Origin of the sequence: Kordia algicida OT-1, from assembly GCF_000154725.1 — a bacterium.
GTDB classification, from domain to species: domain Bacteria; phylum Bacteroidota; class Bacteroidia; order Flavobacteriales; family Flavobacteriaceae; genus Kordia; species Kordia algicida.
In genome coordinates, this window is sequence record NZ_DS544873.1 from 1,211,504 (window position 1) to 1,231,565 (window position 20,062).

Consider the following 20,062-nt stretch of genomic DNA (forward strand, 5'->3'; position numbering starts at 1 on the left):
CTAAAAAACGTATAAAAAAGTACAAGTTGAATACTAGAAATAAGCTCAAAATCTTAAACGACCCAATTTACGGATTTATTACAATTCCTAATCCGCTCATTTTCGACTTAATCGAACATAAATATTTTCAGCGCTTACGCAGAATTTCACAAATGGGCATGTCATATCTGGTATATCCTGGCGCACATCATACGCGTTTTCATCATGCGTTGGGTTGCATGCATTTAATGCAAAAAGCTATTCAAGTGCTTTGTTTTAAGGGAGTTGAAATTTCAGAAGAAGAAAAACAAGCCTTACTTATTGCTATTTTATTGCACGATATTGGTCACGGACCTTTCTCGCATGCCATGGAACACAGTATTGTAAATAGTGTACATCACGAAGAAATTTCGTTGCTATTGATGGAACAATTGAACAAAGAATTTAACGGAAGTTTAACGCTTGCCATCGAAATATTTAAAGGAAATTATCCAAGAAAATTCATGTATCAGTTAATTTCTGGTCAAATTGATATGGATAGAGCCGATTATTTAAAACGAGACAGTTTTTACACGGGTGTTGCGGAAGGAAACATCAATTCCGAACGAATTATTACAATGTTAAGTGTGGTTGATGACGAATTAGTCATAGAAGAAAAAGGCATCTATTCAGTTGAAAAATTTCTAGTTGCCAGACGTTTAATGTATTGGCAAGTCTATTTACATAAAACGAGTTTAGTGGCAGAACAATTGTTAATTCGCGTACTCAAAAGAGCCAAAGAACTCACGTTACAAGGTACAAAACTACAAGCAAGTGCGGCGTTATCATTCTTTATTGAAAATGAAATTTCTATTGAAGATTTTAACTATGAAGTTTTAGATCAATTTGCCAAATTGGACGATTACGATATCGTTTCTGCCATGAAAGAATGGATGAATGAAGCTGATTTTGTATTATCAAATCTCTGTAAAATGATAATCAATCGTGATTTACTCAAGATAAAAATCAAAAACAAAAAAATCGCGACTAAAAAGCTTCAAAACGAAACACAGAGTCTAATGAAGCAATATAATATTAGTAAAGCAGAAGCTTCCTATTTTGTGTTTTCGGGCGAAATATCCAATCAGGCATACAAAACCACAAGTCAAAATATAAACATCCTGATGAAAACAGGAAAAATACAAGATGTGGTAAAAGCTTCCGATCAATTAAACCTCAAAGCACTCTCAAAACCTGTGACAAAATATTATATATGTTACCCAAAAGACAAACTTTAGTAGTTTTTTTATACTTTTGCGGGAATGAAGTTTACAGCGACACAAATAGCAGGTATTTTAGAAGGAGATATCGTAGGTGATCCAAACACTGAAGTATCAAAACTTTCTAAAATAGAAGAAGGTACAGAAGGTTCATTAACTTTCTTAGCAAATCCAAAATACACACAGTACATATACAGTACGCGTGCATCAATCACAATTGTAAATAAAGATTTTGCTGCCGAAGAAGAATTAACTACAACGCTCATCAAAGTTGAAGATGCCTACAAATCATTTTCAAAACTCCTAGAATACTACAACAAAGTAAAGCTCAATAAGGTGGGTATAGAACAACCTGCATTTATTTCTGAAACCGCTTCCTATGGAAAAGAATTGTACTTTGGTGCATTCTCGTATATGGGCGATAATGTACAAATTGGCGATTATGTAAAAGTATATCCAAACGCATATATTGGCGACAATGTAACGATTGGAAACAACGTTGTCATTTTTGCTGGAGCTAAAATCTACTCAGAATCTGTCATTGGAGATAATTGCGTCATACATAGTGGAGCTATTGTTGGAGCAGATGGTTTTGGCTTTGCGCCGAATGAAAAAGGAGAATATCAAAAAGTACCACAAACAGGAAATGTAATTCTAGAAGCTAATGTAGATATTGGCGCAGGAACTACGATCGACAGAGCAACGTTAGGATCTACCATCATCAGAAAAGGAGTAAAGCTCGACAATCAAATACAAATTGCACACAATGTCGAAATAGGAAAAAATACAGTCATTGCCGCACAAACAGGAATTGCAGGTTCTACCAAAATTGGAGAAAACTGTATGATTGGTGGTCAAGTCGGAATTGTAGGGCATATTACTATTGGCGACAATGTAAAAATTCAAGCACAATCTGGAATTGGAAGAAATATAAAAGATGGAGAAACATTACAAGGTTCACCAGCATTAAACTATGGAGATTACAATAAATCGTATGTATACTTTAAAAATCTACCAAAACTCGCAAAAACAATCAATCAACTAGAAAAAAAAATTAACAACAATGAGTGAAATTATTGTTAAACAAACAACCATCGCTAAAGAAGTATCTTTAAAAGGCGTTGGACTTCACACAGGAAAAGAAGTATTATTAACTTTTAAACCTGCGCCAGAAAATAATGGTTACACTTTCGTGAGAATTGACCTTGAAGGTCATCCAATCATTGAAGCTGATGCAAACTACGTAGTAAATACGCAGCGTGGAACGGTTTTAGAAAAAAGAGGTGTAAAAATTCAAACTTGCGAGCACGTATTAGCAGCATTAGTTGGTTTAGAAATCGACAATGTTATCATAGAATTAGATGCTTCTGAACCGCCAATCATGGATGGTTCTGCAAAATTCTTTCTAGAAGCTTTAGAAGAAGCAGGAATCGTTCAGCAAGAAAAAGAAAGAGAAGAATACATTGTAAAAGATGTCATCTCATACATTGATGAAGAAACTGGAAGCGAAATCACGATCATTCCTTCAGATGAATACCAAGTAACTACAATGGTCGATTTCGGAACAAAAGTGTTAGGAACACAAAATGCTACCTTAAAGCACATTTCCGATTTCAAAAAAGACATCGCAAGTTCAAGAACATTCAGTTTCTTACACGAACTAGAAACGTTGTTAGAACACGGTTTAATCAAAGGTGGAGACTTAAACAATGCCATTGTATATGTAGATAAAGAACTATCTCCAGAAACCATGGACAAACTTCGAGTGGCTTTCGGCAAAGAAAACATTGCGGTAAAACCTAACGGAATCTTAGACAACCTTACGTTACATCATCCAAACGAAGCAGCACGTCACAAATTATTAGACGTTATTGGCGATTTGGCTTTGGTAGGAACACGCATTCGCGGAAAAGTAATTGCCAACAAACCTGGACATTACGTAAACACACAATTTGCTAAAAAACTGTCTAAAATCATAAAAATAGAAAAGCGTAACAAAGTACCAACATACGATTTGCATCAAACGCCTTTAATGGACATCAATCAAATTATGACGATGTTACCGCACAGACCACCATTCTTACTCGTAGATAAAATTTTAGAATTATCTGACAAGCATGTGGTTGGTGTAAAAAATGTAACGATGAACGAACCGTTTTTCGTAGGGCATTTCCCTGGAGCGCCTGTAATGCCTGGAGTATTACAAGTAGAAGCTATGGCACAAACAGGAGGAATCTTAGTATTAAGTACGGTTCCAGATCCAGAAAACTACTTGACTTTCTTTATGAAAATAGACAAAGTAAAATTTAAACAAAAAGTAGTTCCAGGTGATACCTTAATATTCAAAGCCGATCTAATCACGCCAATTCGTAGAGGAATTTGCCACATGCAAGCCTATGCGTATGCAAACGGTAAATTAGTTGCCGAAGCGGAACTCATGGCACAAATTGCACGTAAAAAAGAAGAAGACATTGTAAAAAAATAACACTTTCAAAAAAAAGTGTATTTTACAATCCAACTTATAAAGAATTAACTAAAAAATAGTAGATGAATCAACCTTTAGCATATGTTCATCCTGGCGCAAAAATTGCAAAAAATGTTGTTGTAGAGCCTTTTACAACCATTCATAACAATGTCATTATTGGCGAAGGAACTTGGATCGGTTCAAATGTAACCATCATGGAAGGAGCGCGAATCGGGAAAAACTGTAACATCTTTCCAGGTGCTGTCATATCTGCGCCACCACAAGATTTAAAATATCAAGGCGAAGATACCATTACTGAAATAGGAGACAACACCACCATTCGTGAGTGTGTTACCATCAACAAAGGAACTTCTGATCGTATGAAAACGGTAATTGGGAAAAACTGCCTAATCATGGCGTATTGCCACGTAGCGCACGATTGTATTGTGGGCGATAATTGCATTTTTTCAAATAACAGTACGTTAGCAGGACATATCACTGTGGGCGATCATGTCATCCTTGCGGGAATGACGGCTGTACATCAATTCTGTTCCATCGGAAACCACGCGTTCGTTACGGGCGGTTCGTTAGTACGAAAAGATGTGCCACCATACGTAAAAGCAGCTCGTGAACCATTATCATACGTAGGAATCAACTCTGTTGGTTTGCGTAGACGTGGTTTTACAACCGAAAAAATTCGCGAGATTCAAAACATATTTAGAATTCTCTACCAAAAAAATTACAACAACACGCAAGCTGCTGAAATCATTGAAGCAGAAATGGAAGCCACTACAGAGCGTGATGAAATCTTACAATTCATCAAAAACTCTCATAGAGGAATCATGAAAGGATATATTACATCAAATTAAAAAAAATACAACATGGCAAGTACTTCAGATATTCGCAAAGGATTATGCATCCGTTACAACCACGACATCTATAAAATTGTAGAATTTTTACACGTAAAACCAGGAAAAGGTCCTGCATTTGTGCGTACAAAACTAAAAAGTGTTACTACAGGAAAAGTAATTGATAACACATTTTCTGCAGGTCATAAAATTGATGATGTACGTGTAGAAACACACACATTTCAGTATTTATACAATGATGGCGATACATTTCACTTTATGAATACACAAGATTACAATCAAATTACGTTGCAAAAAACAGCTTTAGATGCTCCAGATTTATTAAAAGAAGGAGAAAATGTAAAAATCTTAATCAACTCAGAAGACAATGCTCCATTATCTGTAGAAATGCCAGCAAGTGTTATTCTAGAAGTGACGCATACGGAGCCAGGCGTAAAAGGAAATACAGCAACGAATGCTACCAAACCTGCAACAGTGGAAACAGGCGCAAGAGTCAATGTGCCATTATTCATCAATGAAGGAGATAAAATCAAAGTAGAGACAGAAAAAGGTTCCTACATGGAACGCATAAAAGAATAAACATTTCCAAAAGCGCAATCATACACATTGCGCTTTTTTATTTTAAAACACATCTGAATCCATAAAAAAATAACAGATGAAACTCCCTAGAATACACACACTTAAAGAAATCGCTGAAATCATCAACACTTCGTATGTTGGTGACGCTACATTTCCTGTGCATGGAATGAACGAAATTCACGTAGTAGAAGCTGGTGATATTGTCTTTGTCGATCATCCAAAATACTATGACAAGGCATTAGAATCAAAAGCCACGATTGTACTAATAAATAAACAAGTTGATTGCCCAGAAGGAAAAGCATTATTAATTTCTGACGATCCTTTTCGAGATTTCAATACGCTTACCAATCACTTTCGTCCGTTTGTGCATGCGACAGCAGCTATTTCGCCTTCTGCTACAATTGGAGAACGCACCATCATTCAGCCAAACTGTTTTATTGGAAACAATGTTACTATTGGTGATGATTGTCTGATTCATGCTAATGTTGCTATTTATGACAATGCAGTTATAGGGAACAACGTCACCATTCATTCAGGAACGGTTTTAGGAGCAGATGCTTTTTATTACAAAAAACGTCCTGAAGGCTTTGATAAATTGCGTTCTGGTGGGCGTGTTGTTTTAGAAGATAATGTAGACTTGGGTTCGTTATGTACGATTGATAAAGGTGTTACTGGCGATACAACCATCAAAGAAGGTACTAAAATTGACAATCAAGTGCATGTAGGACACGATACTGTCATTGGAAAAAAATGTTTAATCGCTTCTCAAACGGGAATTGCAGGTTGTGTAGTCATTGAAGATGAAGTGACTATTTGGGGACAAGTAGGAATTACAAGTGGAATCACGATAGGAGCAAAGGCAGTAATTTCGGCACAATCTGGCGTAAGCAAAAGTCTAGAAGGTGGAAAAAGTTACTTTGGAACTCCTGCAGATGATTTTAGGAAAAAATACAAGGAAATTGCGTCAATTCGTCAAATTCCAGAATTGATAAAAAAAATAGAAAACTTAAAAGAATAAAATAGATTTTCCGTAGAAAAAGTATTTACAGATAAAATTCAAAAAATACTTTACAAATACTCTAGAAAAAACTATTTTTGTTCAGCCAAAAAACAAATATCAAATGAGCGTTTTAGTAAACAAAGATTCAAAAATAATTGTTCAAGGATTTACAGGAAGTGAAGGAACATTTCATGCAGGTCAAATGATTGAGTACGGAACTAACGTAGTTGGTGGTGTAACTCCAGGAAAAGGTGGACAAACACATTTAGACAAGCCTGTTTTTAACACAGTTTCTGAAGCTGTAGAAAAAGTTGGAGCAGATACTACAATTATTTTTGTGCCGCCAGCATTTGCTGCCGATGCAATTATGGAAGCTGCCGATGCAGGAATCAAAGTAATTATTACAATTACAGAAGGAATTCCTGTTGCAGACATGACAAAAGTTGCTGCTTACATTAGCGACAAAGACTGTCGTTTAGTAGGTCCTAACTGTCCAGGTGTGATTACGCCAGGAGAAGCAAAAGTAGGAATCATGCCAGGATTTGTTTTCAAAGAAGGAAAAGTAGGAATCGTTTCAAAATCAGGAACATTAACATATGAAGCTGCCGATCAAGTAGTAAAACAAGGTTTAGGAATTACAACAGCCATCGGAATTGGTGGAGATCCAATTATTGGAACTACGACAAAAGAAGCTGTTGAATTACTAATCAATGATGAAGCTACAGAATGTGTGGTAATGATTGGAGAAATTGGTGGTCAATTAGAAGCAGATGCTGCTAAATGGTACAAAGAAAGCGGAAGCAAAAAGCCAGTTGTTGGTTTTATTGCAGGAGAAACAGCACCAAAAGGAAGAACAATGGGACACGCCGGAGCTATTGTTGGTGGAGCTGATGATACCGCAGAAGCAAAGAAAAGAATCATGCGCGAATGTGGAATTCACGTAGTAGATTCGCCAGCAGAAATTGGAAAAAAAGTTGCAGAAGTAGTTGGATAACAACAAACGCAATCAAAATATATAAAAGCGTAGTATCATTTTGATACTGCGCTTTTTTCTTTTCTAAAAGATTAATTTCCTTTAAAACCTTAATCCTAATGACTTTTCTTTCTGTAAACTAAATGAAAAAACTACAGCAATACATATTTATATCATATCTGTAACAAATACATGTAAAATAAGACACATAGCACAATTAATAAAACGTTAAAATAGTGAATAATTGCTGTAAAGTATATAATAATTATGATTTTAGCGTTTACTATTACAAACTAATCAAATATAAATAATGAAAAAAATCAATCTACTGTTGTTGATCGTATTCACACTTACGATTTTCAGCTGTAAAGAAAACAATGATGTTGCTTCTAATGAAGTCAAAGTATCACAACAAAAAGACGCAAATGGTTTTTCATACGAAACCGTTGCAAACGATCCAACAGGATTACGTTTATATACACTAGACAATGGTCTAAAAGTATACTTAAGTAAAAATAGCGATGAACCAAAAATCCAAACGTATATTGCGGTAAGAGCAGGTTCTGTGTACGATCCGAAAGAATCTACAGGATTGGCGCATTACTTAGAGCACATGGTCTTTAAAGGAACTGATGAAATTGGAACGTTGGACTGGGAAAAAGAAAAAGAATATCTTCAACAAATCTCAGACTTATACGAGGAACACAGAGCAGAAAAAGATCCTGAAAAGAAAAAAGAAATCTATAAAAAAATTGACGAAGTTTCTTTAGAAGCTTCCAATTATAGTATTGCAAATGAGTATGATAAAATGACAAGCTCATTAGGTGCTACAGGAACAAATGCACATACTTGGCATGAAGAAACTGTTTATAAAAATAAAATTCCAGCAAACGAATTAGACAAATGGTTAGACCTTGAAAGTGAGCGTTTCGGACAATTAGTATTACGTTTATTTCACACAGAATTAGAAGCGGTTTTTGAAGAATTCAATAGAGGTCAAGATAATGATGGAAGAAAGAGTTATGCAGCAATGTTAGATGGACTATTTCCAAATCATCCTTACGGACAACAGTCAACTATTGGAATAGGGGAGCATCTTAAAAATCCTTCTATGGTAGCAATTCACAACTATTTCAACAAATATTATGTGCCAAACAATATGGCAGTAGTTTTGGTAGGTGATATTGATTTTGATGAAACTATTCAAAAAGTGGCGAACACATTTGGTAAAATGGAGAAAAAAGAAGTAACGCATCCTACGTTGCCTAAAGAACAACCAATTGCTTCTCCTGTTGTAAAAGAAGTATTTGGACCAACTGCAGAAAACATCTCAATTTCTTTCCGTTCTGGCGGTGTCAATACAAAAGATGAAAAATACGTGACGTTGGTAGATATGATTTTATCTAATGGAAATGCAGGTTTGATCGATTTAAATTTAAATCAAAAACAAGCGGTACAATATGCACGTAGTTCTCCAACATTCTTAAATGATTACGGATATCATACATTATCAGGTTACCCAAAAACGGGTCAAACATTAGACGAAGTTAAGAACTTATTACTAGCGCAAATTGAAAAGCTAAAAAAAGGAGAATTTGAAGACTGGATGATTGATGCCGTAATCAATGATCTTAAACTAAGTCAAACACAACAATATGAAAACAGTACTGCACTAGCGAGTGCTTATTACAATGCGTTCATTCACCATGAAGATTGGTCGAAAAAAGTAAAATTCTTAGATGATCTTAAGAAAATTACAAAAGAAGAATTGGTTGAATTTGCTAACAAATTCTACAAAGATAACTATGTAGTGACATACAAGCGTAAAGGAGCAGACAACTCTATTGTAAAAGTTGAAAACCCAGGAATTACTCCTGTAAATTTAAACAGAGATAAAAGTTCTGCGTATATGAAAGCGTTTAATGCGCGTGAAGCTACACCATTACAGCCTAAATATGTAGATTTTAAATCTGCCATCAAAGAGACAGAATTAGACAACGGAATCAAAGTTTCTTACATCGAAAATGAACAAAATGATCTGTTTGACATGAATATCATATTTGATATGGGAAGTGACAACGACAAAAAACTTGGTTTAGGTGTTGGTTACATGGAATACTTAGGAACTGATAAATATTCTGCGGAAGAACTAAAAAAGGAGTTCTACAAATTAGGAATCAGTTACTACGTAAGTACAGGTGCAGAAAAATCATATGTTGGTTTAAACGGATTAAAAGAAAATTTACCAGAAGGATTAAAACTACTATCGCACTTATGGAACAATGCTGTGCCAAACCAAGAAGCTTACGACAAATATGTAACACAGATTTTAAAATCAAGACAAAACACAAAAACACGTAAAGGAAGTATTTTGCAAAGAGGTTTAATGAGTTATGCCAAATACGGAGAAAACTCTCGTTTGCGTAACATCTTTAGTAATAGTGAATTAAACGAAATGAATCCGCAAGAATTGGTAGATTTAGTAAAAGACTTTAAAAACTATAACCAACGTATTTTTTACTACGGAAAAGATGTTGATGCAGCAGTAGCGGCATTAAACGAACACCACAAGGTTGCTGACGATTTAAAAGAATATCCAGCAGCTACAGAATATACAGAGCTAGAAACTGGCGGAAATGTATTCTTTGTTGATTATGATATGGTACAAGCAGAAATGATGTTTTTGGCTAAAGGAGAACCTTTCAAAGCAGAAAACATGGCAGCTTCAACCTTATTCAACACATACTTTGGAAGTGGTTTATCGTCTATCGTATTCCAAGAAATCAGAGAATCTAAATCATTAGCATATTCTGCATATTCATACTATGCAGAGGCAAATGACAAAAACGATTCAAACTATGTAATGGCATACATTGGTACACAAGCCAACAAAATGCCACAAGCAGTTGATGCGATGTTGAGTTTAATGAATGATATGCCAGAAGCTGAAGAACAATTCAATGCAGCCAAAGAAGCAACGCTTAAAAAATTGGCGGCGCAACGTATTACAAAATCAAACATTTTCTGGACTTACGAGAGATTGCAAAAGTTGGGAATTGACAAAGATCACAGAGAAGAAATGTACAAAGCCATTGAAAAAATGACGCTTGCTGATCTGAAAGAATTCTTCAATGAAAACATCAAAGGTGAGCAATACAATGTCATGGTTATTGGAAACAAGAAAGATGTGGATATGAAAGCCTTATCAAAACTTGGAAAAATTCAAGAAATGGACATTGATTATCTATTCAATTATGAAAAGCCAAAAGACATTAAGCAATAAATTGACGATTTTATATTAACTAAAAAGTGCTTCCAATTAGGAAGCACTTTTTTTGTTTAATACCAATTCTACTATAGAATGTGATTTATAGAATTAAAATTAATTTTCGGGTATTAAAGGCATAAAATCAAAGTATAGCCGTAGCTATGAAGTAGAAAAATAAATTAACAATTAGTTATATTTTATAATAGAATTGGTATAAGTACCAAAACCACATTCATACTATCATTTTTGACCGTTATTGTGTAAAATTAAAACTATACTTAATTTTAAAACTATATTTTTTATAGCATAAATAATTTTGTATACTAAGTTTTATTTATGATGTAAAGAATTATTAAAAAGATAATAGGCATCTTTCAAAATTAACTCTTTAAAAAAAAACTATGAAACAAAGAATATTATGTGTCTCACTTATAGCAGCAGTTTTGCTTATGATTTCTTGTAATCAATCCAATCAATTAAAAAGTGAAGTCACCAATACGAATTCCAAACTAGCAGAAAAAATTGAAAACCCTACAAATAAAGTGATTCTTGCATCTGAAATAAAGTGGGAAAAACTAAATCCCGCAAGAGGCGATCAAAGTCCTAAAGCAGGAACTATTTGGGGTGATAGAAACGATACTATTCCAACAGGTTTTTTAGCAAAATTTGTGGATGGTTTTTCATCTCCGCCACACATTCATAATGTTACGTATAGGGCAGTAGTCATAAAAGGGAAAATTCATAATGACGATCCAAAAGCTGTAAACATGTGGATGGGATCAGGTAGTTTTTGGACACAGCCTAAAGGTGAATCACATATTACCGCAGCTAAAGGAGAAGAAAATATTGCTTTAGTCGAAATCGATAAAGGACCATATTTGGTTAAACCAGTCGACAAATCTTTTGATAGTGGCGAATTACCAATAAATATTGACGCATCAAATGTAGTATGGTTAGATCATAAAAAGTCAAATTGGATAGCTACTGAAAGCAATGCTACTATTAGCTTTTTGTGGGATGATGGGAACTCCAAAGGCATATTTGTAAAACTTCCAAAAGACTTTAAAGGAACTCTTTCAACAGATGGAAGTGTTCTGCATTCCGTTATCATTGAAGGGAATTTACAGTATATATTGCCACAAAATAAAGAAACCAAAAAGCTAAACCCTGGTAGTTCATTTCACGCAACTGACAAAGCTATTCATACTATTTCTGAAGTTACGAGTGACGTACTAATGTATATACGCACCAATGGAAGCATAAGAATTAAAAAATCATTAAAACAATTTTAATCACAGGAAGCACAGACGGAGTAGGAAAATTAACCGCAATACTGCTAGCAAAAGATGGACATACGCTAATTTTACATGGAAGAAATCTAGAAAAATTAAATACAACTATCTCAGAAATCAAATCAGAAACCTCCAATAATAACATTCATGGGTATATTTCTGATTTAAGCGATTTTAGCACTATAGAAACAATGACTTCTCAAATAGAATCTGATTTTTCTAAAATTGATGTATTAATCAATAATGCAGGAGTCTTTAAGAGCAAACAACAACAAAACAAAAACAAATTAGATCTTCGATTCGTGGTAAATTATCTCGCTCCGTATATATTGACGAATGCTTTAATTCCACTTTTAAAAAATAGCAATGCACCACGAATTATCAATCTAAGTTCAGCAGCACAATCATCCGTTTCAATTGATGCTTTACGAGGTAATGAATCTATTCCTGAGCAACAAGCGTATGCACAAAGCAAACTAGCTTTAACAATGTGGAGTTTTTATATTTCTAAAAAAATTGAATCTATAGTTACTATTGCTGTAAATCCAGGATCTTTACTCAATACTCGAATGGTACAAGAAGCCTACGGTCATCATTGGTCATCTGCCGATAAAGGTGCGAATATTCTATTTGAATTAGCAACTTCAGATGCACATAAAAATGCTAGTGGGAAGTACTTTAATAATGACAAAGGAATGTACGCTAAAGCACATGCTGATGCTTACAACACGGAAAAAATTGAACAACTAATCTCTGAAACTGAAAAAATTTTAAAGCAATAAATGAGTGTATTTTCGAAAGTTGCCACAAAAGGAAAACTCACTTTAGGATTGGTTTTTCCATTAGAATCTTATAATGGTTCTGTCCCTACAATGAAAGATCAAGAAGTATTGGCAAAACGAGCAGAAGCATTAGGTTTTAAAGCACTTTGGTTTAGAGATGTGCCCTTTAATGATCCGTCTTTTGGTGACGCAGGACAATTATTTGATCCGTGGATTTATATGACTCATATCATGAACCAAACTACTGAAATAGCATTGGGTTCTGCTAGTATTATATTGCCGTTACGACATCCTGTACACACAGCAAAATCTATAAACAGTCTTCAAATCTTATCAAATGAAAGATTACTTTTAGGTGTAGCTTCTGGTGATCGTCCAATAGAATATCCTGCTTTCAATCAAGAATTGTCACAAAAATCAGAACTATTTAGAGACAGTTTTTATTATATTAAAGCCTTACAAGGCGATTTTCCAAACTACACCTCTAAATTCTATGGTGCTACTAATGGAGGAATTGATTTATTACCAAAATATCATAAAAAAACACCAATGTTTGTTACAGGACATTCTGGACAATCATTAGATTGGATTGCTGTTAATGCAGATGGTTGGTTGTATTATCCGAGAGATTTTAGAACGTTACAAATGGTCATGCAACAATGGAACATGGCTTTATCAAAAGCGTCAGAAGGCTGGAAACCATTTATGCAATCTTTATATGTTGATTTGGTTGATGATACAAAGGCAAATCCAACACCAATTCACCTCGGATTCAGATCAGGAACGGAATATGCAAACACTCATTTAAAATTACTTGAAAAATTTGGGGTAAACCATGTGATTTTAAATCTAAAATACGCTTCCAAATCAGCAGCAGAAATGATAGAAATTATTGGAGAAGAAATTGTTACTAATTTTTCTTAAAGTATAGATTAAAAAATATAAAAAAAGACTGTCTAAAAAGTACAGGTTTCGTCAAACCGAACTTGATTCGGTTTCCCATAAAAGTTGATAATCAAACTAATGAGATTCTGGATCAAGTCCAGAATGACGTTTTTGTAATCTTTATAAACAGTCTCTTCTTTATATAGGTAAAGTCAATTGATATATTTTCAAATTGATACATTAAAAACTACCCTTTCACTTTCTTAGTCATATTCTCGTTCAAAAATTTAATCATAGAATTATAAAAATCAAATCGATTTTCTTGATTTCTAAATCCGTGACCTTCATTCTCTTTCAGCATATATTCTACAGTTACGCCGTTTTTACGCAACGCTTCTACCATTTGATCTGATTCTGCCTGAACCACACGTGGATCATTAGCTCCTTGCGCCACAAACAACGCTGCTTTGATCTTATCTACATGAAAAACAGGACTATTTTGTTTCATCATAATACTATCTTTCGTACTTGGATCTCCAACCATTTCGTGTAACATTTTCTTATACGGTTCCCAATATGGCGGAATAGTTTCCATAAACGTAAATAAATTAGAAACACCTACATAATCTACAGCCGCAGCATACAAATCTGGCGTATTGGTAATTCCTGCTAATGTAGCATAACCACCGTAACTTCCGCCGTAAATTGCAATACGATCTTTATCAGCAATACCTTCAGCAATCAACCATTCTACACCATCTGTAATATCGTTTTGCATTTCCTGTCCCCATTTCTTAAAAGAACTCTCCCAAAACTGCTTTCCATATCCTGTAGAACCTCTAAAATTCATTTGTAACACGGCAAAACCTCTATTTGCTAAAAACTGTACTTCAGGATTAAATCCCCAATTATCACGCGCCCAAGGACCACCATGCGGATTCACCACAACAGGCAAGTTTTCTGCTTTTATACCAACAGGCAGGGTCAAATATCCATGAATCGTTAAACCATCTCTAGAAGTGTAGGAGATAGGTTTCATAGCTGCCATATGTTCAGAATTTAACCATGGACTCAAATCTGCCATGTGTTTTAAATTCTCAGTCTTTGTATCATAAAAATAATAGGAGCCACGTGTTTTATCATTTCCAGCATAAATCAAAAACTTATCTTCATTCTTATTACTTGAAGTAATATAATATTCATGATCCGTACCTAACTTATCCTCAAGCATCTTAAAAAGATTTTCAGCATCCTTATCTAAAAACTTTCTGTTTAGTTTTGCTCTAGTGTAGCTGATAAACGTTGGTACTTTTCGTTTGTTAGAATATGAAATTCCATCGACATCCACTTCGGTGTCCATAAAAATTTCTTCTATTTCTTTATTCTCTTTCAAATCGTATTTGACAATTGCGGCTTTATCTCGTCCTAAATTAGAAGCAGCATACACTACATCACCATTATCAAAGTCAAAAAACTGTGGTGCTAAAGTTTGCTTAAAATTCGTCGTAATTACTTCCTTAAAAGGATCTTTCTCTGTAGCTCGGTACATAATTGTATTATCGACACCATTGGTAACGTATGCTAAACGAAGTTTCCCGTCGTGGTCAGTTTGCCAACCTGTAATATTGCCAGGGTTTTCATAAAGCAATTCGAGTTCTCCTGTATTAATATTCAATCGATACGGATCAAAAACTTGTGGAATTCGTTTATTCAGCTCAATAATCAATTCATCTTCATTATCTTGAAGTGCATCAATAATCTGAGCACGTACACCATCAAAAGGAGTTAAATCTTTTTCATTAGTTCCATCCTTATTCACGGCAAAAAGATGAAAATTTTCGTTTCCGCCTTTATCTCTAATATATACCAAACGATCATCATTTGCCCAGAAATAGCCTGAAAGGTCACGATCTTCAACACTTGTTACACGTGTTACTTCGTCACTGTCAAACTTTCTAACATGAATGTTCATTCGATCTTTATAAGGTGCTAAAAAAGAAATATATTCTCCATTTGGAGACAAACGGAAGGTGGATTTTTCAGAATTTTTAAAGAAATCTTTAACTGAAATTTTTGGTGCTGGTTGCTTTTCAGCAAGCTCAGGTTGTTTTTTTGTATCCTCTTTACATGCCATAAAAAGCAAGATAAGAGAAAAAAGCAGTAATTTTCTCATGATTTAGTTTTTTGTTTGATTATTTAAGTATGACGACTAAAAAAAAGTGTTGTTACAGTTTTTAGAGAGATTTTAACAAAAAATATGGAAACTCTCTCTTTTTTTGATACATTTATAAATCATTTTATGTCAAAGACTTATTTAAGAACAAAGCTATTTTTTCAAGAATAATCCTAAGATGTGTTATTGCTAACCTAACTATTCTGACTATATTTGAATTAAATAAAATCAACCATAAATACGTATGAAATTATTAGAAGGCAAAACAGCCATCATTACAGGCGCAAGTAGAGGAATAGGAAAAGGAATAGCGCAAGTATTTGCAGCACATGGAGCAAACGTAGCATTTACATACAGCTCGTCTGTAGAAGCTGCAAATGAATTGGAAAAAGAATTAAACGAATTAGGCGTAAAAGCCAAAGGATACCAAAGTAATGCCGCAGATTTTCAACAATCACAAGATTTGGCGGCGGAAGTATTAAAAGAATTTGGATCAATAGATGTATTAATCAACAATGCAGGAATTACCAAAGACAATCTTTTAATGCGTATTTCAGAAGATGATTTCGACAAAGTAATTGAAGTCAACTTAAAATCAGTTTTCAACATGACAAAAGCGGTACAACGTACCATGTTGAAACAACGAAAAGGATCCATCATTAACATGAGTTCTGTAGTTGGAGTAAAAGGAAATGCTGGACAAACAAACTATGCGGCTTCCAAAGCAGGAATCATCGGATTCTCAAAATCGGTAGCATTAGAATTAGGCTCTAGAAACATTCGTAGTAATGTAATTGCGCCAGGTTTTATAGAAACTGAAATGACAGGAAAACTCCCTGAAGATGTTGTAAAAGGTTGGAGAGATGCCATTCCATTAAAAAGAGGTGGAACTCCAGAAGATGTAGCAAATACCTGTGTTTTCTTAGCAAGTGATATGTCAGCATATATCACAGGACAAGTATTGAACGTCGACGGTGGAATGTTGACATAAACCAAATAATCACATATGAAAAATGCAATTTTTTTAATGACAGTCTTTCTACTGTCATTCAGCGCAGTAAATGCACAAAACTGGGAAAAATATAAAGCAGAAGATTTAGCTTTTGTTGCATATTATCCAAACACACCAGAAAGAACAGTACAAAAAGTTAGTACAGCAGTTGGAGAATTAGACATGCACATGATTATGTATTCACCAACATCAGGCGATGACAATGCTGTATATTCAGTAATTCGCTCTGACTATCCTGAAGAACAATTTAAAGATGCAGACGAAGACTACAATGCTACGGTATTAGATGGCGCTGTTAACGGAGCTGTTAGTAATGTACAAGGTAAATTAGTATATGACAATGTTGTAAAATTTAACGGTTATCCAGGAAGAAGCTTTAAAGTTTCTATGCAAGGTGGATTTATCTATATCAACGCCTATCTAGTTGAAAACTCTATGTTTATAACGCAAGTAATTTGCTTAACAGACAAAGATAAAAATGACAGTATTGAACGTTTTTTAAACTCTTTTGAACTTATAAAAACAAAATAAACTATTGCAAACCACAACGATAGTATATATCTGTATAGCAGTAGTAATATCAGCACTTGTTGCGATATTTCACTACTATTATAAAACGAAAAAACGCACTAAAAAATTAGTGCTTTTTTCGTTTTTAAGATTTTTAAGCGTATTTGCCTTATTGCTCTTAATTATCAATCCAAAATTCAAACAAAAAAGCTATTACACCGAAAAACCTGTGTTAACGATTGCCGTTGACAATTCATCTTCTGTAGCAGAATTGGGTTATGATGCTAAAGTAAAAACAGTACTTGAAAACCTAAAAAACTCCCAAGAATTACAAGATAAATTCGAAATTGATACATATACATTTTCGAGAGATTTAAAAGAAAGCGATTCTATCAACTTTACAGGATCGCAAACAAACATTGGAAAAGCGCTAAAAGACATCAACAATCTCTACAAAGATGCAATTGCGCCAACTATTCTAATCACAGATGGAAACCAAACCTACGGAAACGACTATCAATTTCTTTCTTCAAAAATAAAACAACCCATATTTCCTGTCATTGCAGGAGATACTACGACTTTTGTCGATGTAAAAATCGATCAGCTAAATGCCAACAAATACGCATATCTAAAAAATAAATTTCCTGTAGAAGTCATTGCGACATATACGGGAAACGAAACGATTCAAACAAACTTAGTACTTACGGCAGATGGCAAACGCTTGGCAAGTAAAGAACTGACATTTTCTCCAACAGACAATTCGAAAGTAGTTAACTTAAATGTTTCTGCTACAAAAATTGGCGTACAAACTTTACGTGCGACGCTAACACCAATAGATTCCGAAAAAAATAAACAAAACAACACACGATATTTTGCTGTAGAAGTAATCGATCAGAAAGTAAAAATTGCTTTAATCTCAGACATTGTACATCCAGATTTAGGTGCGCTGAAAAAAAGTTTGGAAAGTAACGAATTACGCGGAGTTGATATTATAAAACCAAACGAAGCTTCTAGCAAACTAAATGACTATCAGCTAGTTATTCTGTATCAACCAAATCGAAAATTTACTGAAGTTTATCAAAACATAAAGCGTTTAGAAAAAAATACCTTTACCATAACAGGAACGCAAACGGATTGGAATTTCTTAAATGACATACAAACAAGCTTTCGCAAACAAGACTTACAAGAAACGGAAGAAGTACAAGGAAAACTCAATACAAACTATACAAATTTCTTAATTGAAAACATTGATTTTTCAGATTATCCACCGTTAGAAAACTCATTTGGCGATGTAGAATTTAACGTAGCAAATGAAACAATTTTATCACAAACCGTTTCTGGAGTTTCTACAGACAGTCCTTTGTTGGCAACTTATACAAATAATAATATTCGTGCAGCAATTTTAGCAGGAGAAAACATCTGGAAATGGCGTGCAAACAGTTTTTTAGCACAAGAAAACTTTATAGAATTTGATACATTTCTTGGAAAATTGGTGCAATATCTAGCTTCCAAGAAAAAACGCGAACGCCTAACGGTTGGTTACGAATCGTTCTATTACGGAAATCGTGAAATTCAGTTGACAGCACAATATTTTAATCCTTCGTATGAATTTGATGCGAATGCTAACTTAACAGCAATCATCAAAAACAAAGACACAGAAACTACGACAACCTATCCAATGTTGTTAAATACTGGCTTTTATACGGTTGATTTAAACAATCTTCCACCAGCATCATACAGTTTCACGGTTAGAGCAGAAGGGAAAAACATCAGTAAATCAGGAAGCTTTAAGATTCTGGAATTTGATATTGAAAAACAATTCTTAAACGCAGATTCCAAACGATTGGGAGCAATTGCAGCACAATCAAACGGGAAAGCATTTCATATTGACAACAATACTTCGTCGATCATTTCTCAATTAATAAGCGATCAACGTTTTCAAACCATTGAAAAAAGTAATGAAAAGGTCGTATCTTTGATTGATTGGAAATACTTGCTAGCACTCATTGCAATTTGCTTGGCGCTAGAATGGTTTCTAAGAAAATATTACGGACTCATTTAAAAAATAAAACAAATACAAAATGGATAAATTACCCAAAATTGGAATACCGTTACTTATAATTATTATTGCAGTAATTGTACTCATAGCAAAATCTGCCGTAACTATAAACTCTGGAGAAGGAGGCGTTTTATATAAGCAATTTTCTGGTGGAGTAGATATAGATAATACTTATGGAGAAGGATTTCATGTAGTAGCACCGTGGAATAGTATGATAAAATATGAAGTTAGAGATCAAACGGTTCAAGAAAAATTAGATGAATTATTATCAGTTGACGGTTTGCCTATCGAAGTTGATTTAACAATTCAGTACAAACCTAACAAATCCAACTTAGGAAGGCTTCATCAAACAGTAGGTTTAGATTATTATTCAAGAAAAGTAAGACCTGCTATTAGTTCTGTAGCACGTAGTATCATTGGTCAATATACTGCGGAAGAATTATATTCTTCTAAAAAAAATTCAATCCAAAAAGAAATTGAAGCACAAACCAAAAAAGACTTACAAATCGTATATATTGATTTAATTCAAGTATTAGTTGAAAAAATTGAACTACCAGCAAAAATTACTGCTGCAATTGAAGATAAGAAAACTAAAGAACAAGAATTAGAAAAATATAAATATCTATTACAAACTGCTGAAAAAGAAGCGGAAAGACAACGCGTAGAAGCAGAAGGAAAAGCGACTGCTAACAAAATATTAAGTGCTTCTTTAACGGATAAAATTCTACAAGAAAAAGGAATTGAGGCAACGCTAAAACTATCAGAATCAGAAAACAGTAAAGTAATTGTTATTGGTTCAGGAGAAAGCGGAATGCCACTTATTCTAGGAAATCAATAAACATTTAAAATAGAAAACAAAAAAAGGGAAATGGCTTACGTTTCCCTTTTTTAATTTTTGAGTAATTAGTGTAAAAATCAAACAAGTTCCTAAAAAACAAGTTTATATGTTGCCTATTAT

General features: G+C 34.1%; 16 protein-coding genes. 15 read left to right on the forward strand and 1 reads right to left on the reverse strand.

From position 1 onward, the window contains the following. Positions 1 to 26 precede the first annotated feature (26 nt). The 11 genes from KAOT1_RS05120 (at position 27) to KAOT1_RS05170 (ending at position 13,389) form a co-directional block, all read left to right on the forward strand. The gene (locus tag KAOT1_RS05120; RefSeq protein ID WP_007093661.1) at positions 27 to 1,256 is read left to right on the forward strand and encodes an HD domain-containing protein; all 1,230 of its coding nucleotides are present in this window, start codon (positions 27 to 29) and stop codon (positions 1,254 to 1,256) included. A gap of 24 nt (positions 1,257 to 1,280) precedes the next feature. After that, a complete protein-coding gene (lpxD, locus tag KAOT1_RS05125) occupies positions 1,281 to 2,309 on the forward strand; it encodes a UDP-3-O-(3-hydroxymyristoyl)glucosamine N-acyltransferase (protein WP_007093662.1) in 1,029 nt (342 codons plus the stop codon). Further along, a complete protein-coding gene (locus tag KAOT1_RS05130; protein ID WP_007093663.1) occupies positions 2,302 to 3,723 on the forward strand; it encodes a bifunctional UDP-3-O-[3-hydroxymyristoyl] N-acetylglucosamine deacetylase/3-hydroxyacyl-ACP dehydratase in 1,422 nt (473 codons plus the stop codon). The genes lpxD and KAOT1_RS05130 overlap by 8 nt, the downstream gene beginning before the upstream one ends. A 62-nt stretch (positions 3,724 to 3,785) precedes the next feature. Continuing rightward, entirely contained in the window at positions 3,786 to 4,571 is a 786-nt protein-coding gene (gene lpxA / locus KAOT1_RS05135; RefSeq protein ID WP_007093664.1) for an acyl-ACP--UDP-N-acetylglucosamine O-acyltransferase, read from the forward strand. A gap of 12 nt (positions 4,572 to 4,583) precedes the next feature. After that, positions 4,584 to 5,150 (forward strand): elongation factor P, encoded by a 567-nt coding sequence (gene efp / locus KAOT1_RS05140; RefSeq protein ID WP_007093665.1) that lies wholly within the window; start codon positions 4,584 to 4,586, stop codon positions 5,148 to 5,150. A gap of 76 nt (positions 5,151 to 5,226) precedes the next feature. Beyond that, positions 5,227 to 6,168, forward strand: a complete 942-nt coding sequence (locus KAOT1_RS05145; protein WP_007093666.1) for a UDP-3-O-(3-hydroxymyristoyl)glucosamine N-acyltransferase — start codon at positions 5,227 to 5,229, stop codon at positions 6,166 to 6,168. Between the two features lie 103 nt (positions 6,169 to 6,271). Beyond that, positions 6,272 to 7,144 carry a succinate--CoA ligase subunit alpha gene (gene sucD / locus KAOT1_RS05150; protein ID WP_007093667.1) on the forward strand — a complete coding sequence of 291 codons (873 nt, stop codon included), beginning with the start codon at positions 6,272 to 6,274 and terminating at the stop codon, positions 7,142 to 7,144. Positions 7,145 to 7,433: 289 nt separating this feature from the next. Then, positions 7,434 to 10,406 carry a M16 family metallopeptidase gene (locus tag KAOT1_RS05155; RefSeq protein WP_007093668.1) on the forward strand — a complete coding sequence of 991 codons (2,973 nt, stop codon included), beginning with the start codon at positions 7,434 to 7,436 and terminating at the stop codon, positions 10,404 to 10,406. Positions 10,407 to 10,792: 386 nt separating this feature from the next. Continuing rightward, entirely contained in the window at positions 10,793 to 11,683 is an 891-nt protein-coding gene (locus KAOT1_RS05160) for a DUF4437 domain-containing protein (RefSeq protein WP_007093669.1), read from the forward strand. Then, complete coding sequence (locus KAOT1_RS05165) at positions 11,683 to 12,465, forward strand: SDR family NAD(P)-dependent oxidoreductase (protein WP_262494780.1); 783 nt, start codon at positions 11,683 to 11,685, stop codon at positions 12,463 to 12,465. The genes KAOT1_RS05160 and KAOT1_RS05165 overlap by 1 nt, the downstream gene beginning before the upstream one ends. Then, positions 12,466 to 13,389 carry a TIGR03571 family LLM class oxidoreductase gene (locus KAOT1_RS05170; RefSeq protein WP_007093671.1) on the forward strand — a complete coding sequence of 308 codons (924 nt, stop codon included), beginning with the start codon at positions 12,466 to 12,468 and terminating at the stop codon, positions 13,387 to 13,389. A gap of 208 nt (positions 13,390 to 13,597) precedes the next feature. Here KAOT1_RS05170 and KAOT1_RS05175 read toward each other — a convergent pair whose 3' ends face one another. After that, positions 13,598 to 15,523: a S9 family peptidase gene (locus KAOT1_RS05175; RefSeq protein WP_007093672.1), complete on the reverse strand. Its 1,926-nt coding sequence runs from the start codon at positions 15,521 to 15,523 to the stop codon at positions 13,598 to 13,600. A gap of 244 nt (positions 15,524 to 15,767) precedes the next feature. Here KAOT1_RS05175 and fabG point away from each other — a divergent pair, with 244 nt between their 5' ends. From fabG to KAOT1_RS05195, 4 genes are all read left to right on the forward strand, one after another. Further along, positions 15,768 to 16,514 carry a 3-oxoacyl-[acyl-carrier-protein] reductase gene (fabG, locus tag KAOT1_RS05180; RefSeq protein WP_007093673.1) on the forward strand — a complete coding sequence of 249 codons (747 nt, stop codon included), beginning with the start codon at positions 15,768 to 15,770 and terminating at the stop codon, positions 16,512 to 16,514. 15 nt (positions 16,515 to 16,529) lie between these two features. Continuing rightward, entirely contained in the window at positions 16,530 to 17,066 is a 537-nt protein-coding gene (locus tag KAOT1_RS05185; protein WP_007093674.1) for a hypothetical protein, read from the forward strand. 109 nt (positions 17,067 to 17,175) lie between these two features. Further along, on the forward strand, positions 17,176 to 19,107 hold the full coding sequence (locus KAOT1_RS05190; RefSeq protein WP_007093675.1) for a vWA domain-containing protein: 1,932 nt from the start codon (positions 17,176 to 17,178) through the stop codon (positions 19,105 to 19,107). A 19-nt stretch (positions 19,108 to 19,126) separates the two neighbouring features. Then, entirely contained in the window at positions 19,127 to 19,942 is an 816-nt protein-coding gene (locus KAOT1_RS05195; protein ID WP_007093676.1) for a prohibitin family protein, read from the forward strand. Positions 19,943 to 20,062 lie beyond the last annotated feature (120 nt).